Genomic DNA, 3278 nt, shown 5'->3' on the forward strand with positions numbered 1-3278 from the left:
CGCTTTTGCAAGTGCTTGATCTTCCTCTGACCATTCTGGCAATCCTACTTTCAAAATATTTGAATACATTTTTTCTGCAATCACTTTATTGAAATGTCTTGGCCACGCGGTACCAAGAATTTTTGAAGTCATTTTGGTATCAGTCATCAAAGCTGCACCTTCCGCCATTTTATTTGCAACATCATACATCTCCATGATTCCATCGTATTTTACATCCCTGAAATAATACCAGATTGATGCTTTGGATGGAACTACATTTGGCTGATCTCCACCATCTGTAAAAATGGAATGTGACCTTTTTAAAGGGTCTAGGTGCTCTCTTCTATAATTCCAACCAACATTCATTAATTCAGCTGCATCTAAAGCACTTCTTCCTCTCCAAGGTGCTCCGGCGGCATGAGCTGCTTCCCCGCTAAATGTATATTCTACTGATATTAAACCTGTTCCAGAAGCTTGACCATAGCTAACTCCTAAATTATTTCCAACATGCGTGAAAATACAGATATCTATATCATCGAATAATCCATCTCGAACGAACCAAGCTTTTGATGCCACCAATTCCTCCGCAATCCCTGGCCAAAGAATTAAAGTTCCTCCGATATTTTCTCTTTCCATGATTTTCTTCACTGCCAAAGCTGCTGTGATATTTAATGGAATACCCGCATTATGACCTTCTCCATGACCAGGAGCTCCTTCAATGATCGGTTTATGGTAGGCAACCCCAGGATACTGAGAGGCTTTTGGAATATCATCTACATCGGAACCTAAAGCGATTACCGGGCCTTCTCCATTACTCCATGTGGCAAACCATGCCGTTGGGATATTTGAAACACCCATTTTAATTTCAAATCCGTTTTCCTGAAGTATTCCAGTTAAGTAGTTAGAGGATTCTACTTCCTGAAATCCTAGTTCTGCAAAACTAAAAATCTTATCAACCATTACTTGGCTCATTTTTGCTTCCTGCTCTACAATTTGAAGGACTTCTTGTTTTAAAGCCTCTTTTTGCTTTTCGGAGTATTTCTTCTGTCCAAAAGAAATTTGAGTGATTAATAATGTAACACAAACCGCAAAGGTTTGCCTTAATAGGGTAGAGATTTTCATAGGGTTGATGGTATGGTTAAAGTGAAAAATACTAAAAAGTCATGAGTTGAATTCAAAAAAATGATCAATGGATATAATTAATAGACAGGAGGAATTAGAGATTTTCATTCCAAACCCAGTCAATTTTCCTATTTTTGCAGGCGTTTAGCAAAAAAATCACGAATAATTCAATCATGGCGGAGTACACTTTTAGGGAAATTGAGAATAAATGGCAGGCTTACTGGGAAAAGAACCAAACTTTCCTGGCAAAAGTAAACCCTGAGAAACCCAAATTTTATACCCTGGATATGTTTCCTTACCCTTCAGGAGCAGGATTACATGTGGGGCATCCTCTTGGTTACATTGCTTCTGATATAGTGGCTAGATTTAAGACACTAAAGGGGTTTAATGTTCTTCACCCAATGGGCTATGATAGTTTTGGATTACCTGCTGAGCAATATGCAATACAAACTGGTCAACATCCCGCGATCACTACTGAACAAAATATTACTCGATATACGGAGCAATTAAAGAATATTGGATTTGCATTCGATTGGAGCAAAGAAGTGAGAACTTCTGATCCATCCTATTACAAATGGACTCAATGGATATTCATGCAGCTATTCAATAGCTACTATGACCAAGATGCAGATAAAGCACTTTCTATTGATTCATTAGTTTCCAGGTTTGAAAAAGGGGGAAACAAAAATATCAAAGCAGCTTGTGATGATGAAACTCCTATTTTCTCCGCTGAAAAATGGAACGCATATTCTGAGAAAGAAAAACAGGAAATGCTGTTAAAGTACAGATTAACTTTCCTTGCTGAAACTACCGTAAACTGGTGTTCTGCTTTAGGGACAGTTCTTTCTAACGATGAAGTAAAAGATGGTTTTTCTGAAAGAGGCGGTCATCCTGTAGAACGAAAAAAAATGATGCAGTGGTCTATGAGAATCACTGCTTATGCAGACAGATTATTACAAGGTCTTGATAAAATTGATTGGTCTGAACCAATCAAAGAAATGCAACGAAACTGGATTGGAAAATCGATTGGCGCGGAAGTGATTTTTCAAGTCAAAGATTCCAATGAAACCATCAAGGTATTTACTACTCGAGTGGATACTATATATGGAGTCACCTATTTAGCCTTAGCCCCAGAATCTGATTTAGCAGCCGCTTTGATTACTGATGATCAAAGAGAAACTGCTGAGGCATATATAGAAGTAGCCAAAAACCGCTCGGAGCGAGAACGAATGAGTGATGTCAAGACAATATCCGGAGCATTTACAGGTTCTTATGCCATTAATCCTTTTAACGGAGAAGAAATCCAAATTTGGGTAGCAGATTATGTTTTGGCGGGATATGGAACCGGAGCTGTGATGGCAGTACCAGCTCATGATGAACGTGATTACAACTTTGCAAAGCACTTCGGCTTAGAGATTCGACAAGTGATCGAAGGATCTATGGAAGAAGGATCTTTTCCCGGAAAAGGTGGCCTAATCATTAATTCTGGCTTCATTTCTAATCTTTACATGAAAGATGCCATGATCAAAGCCATCGAATTTTTGGAGGAAAAAGGCATCGGAAAAGGTAAAATCCAATTTAGAATGCGCGATGCTATTTTCACGCGTCAACGCTATTGGGGAGAACCACTTCCCGTGTATTTCAAGGAAGGATTACCATATCTGATTGAAGAAAAAGACCTTCCTTTAGTTCTTCCAGAAGTAGATAAATATTTACCTACCGAAGATGGTGCTCCTCCACTTGGTCGGGCAACAGATTGGACATACAAATCTGCTGATGGAGAATATCCACTTGAGATGAGCACGATGCCGGGTTGGGCTGGTTCAAGCTGGTATTTCTTTAGGTACACGGACCCTAAAAACGAATCCGAATTTGCTGCTAAAGAGAATACTGATTACTGGGGTGCAGTGGATTTATATATCGGAGGTTCCGAACATGCTACTGGACACTTATTATATTCTAGATTCTGGACCAAGTTCCTTTACGATCTGGGAGTGGTAAATATTGACGAGCCTTTCCAAAAAATGATCAATCAGGGAATGATTCAGGGTAGGTCAAATTTTGTATATAGAATAAAAGGCACCAATAAGTTTGTAAGTCACGGACTGAAAGATCAACACGAAACTTCGGCAATGCATGTCGATGTAAATATTGTCTACAATGATCAATTGAACTTA

At 39.0% G+C, this 3278-nt stretch carries 2 protein-coding genes; one reads left to right on the forward strand and one right to left on the reverse strand.

The genetic code is table 11. The features are described from left to right. On the reverse strand, window positions 1–1101 hold a 1101-nt coding region (locus Q0L68_RS18495; protein WP_296705734.1), incomplete at its 3' end, for an amidohydrolase. 173 nt (window positions 1102–1274) lie between these two features. Here Q0L68_RS18495 and Q0L68_RS18500 point away from each other — a divergent pair. Then, on the forward strand, window positions 1275–3278 hold a 2004-nt coding region (locus Q0L68_RS18500), incomplete at its 3' end, for a class I tRNA ligase family protein (RefSeq protein ID WP_296705735.1).

The organism is Algoriphagus sp. (assembly GCF_024642405.1).
In the GTDB taxonomy this organism is placed as follows: Bacteria; Bacteroidota; Bacteroidia; order Cytophagales; family Cyclobacteriaceae; genus Algoriphagus.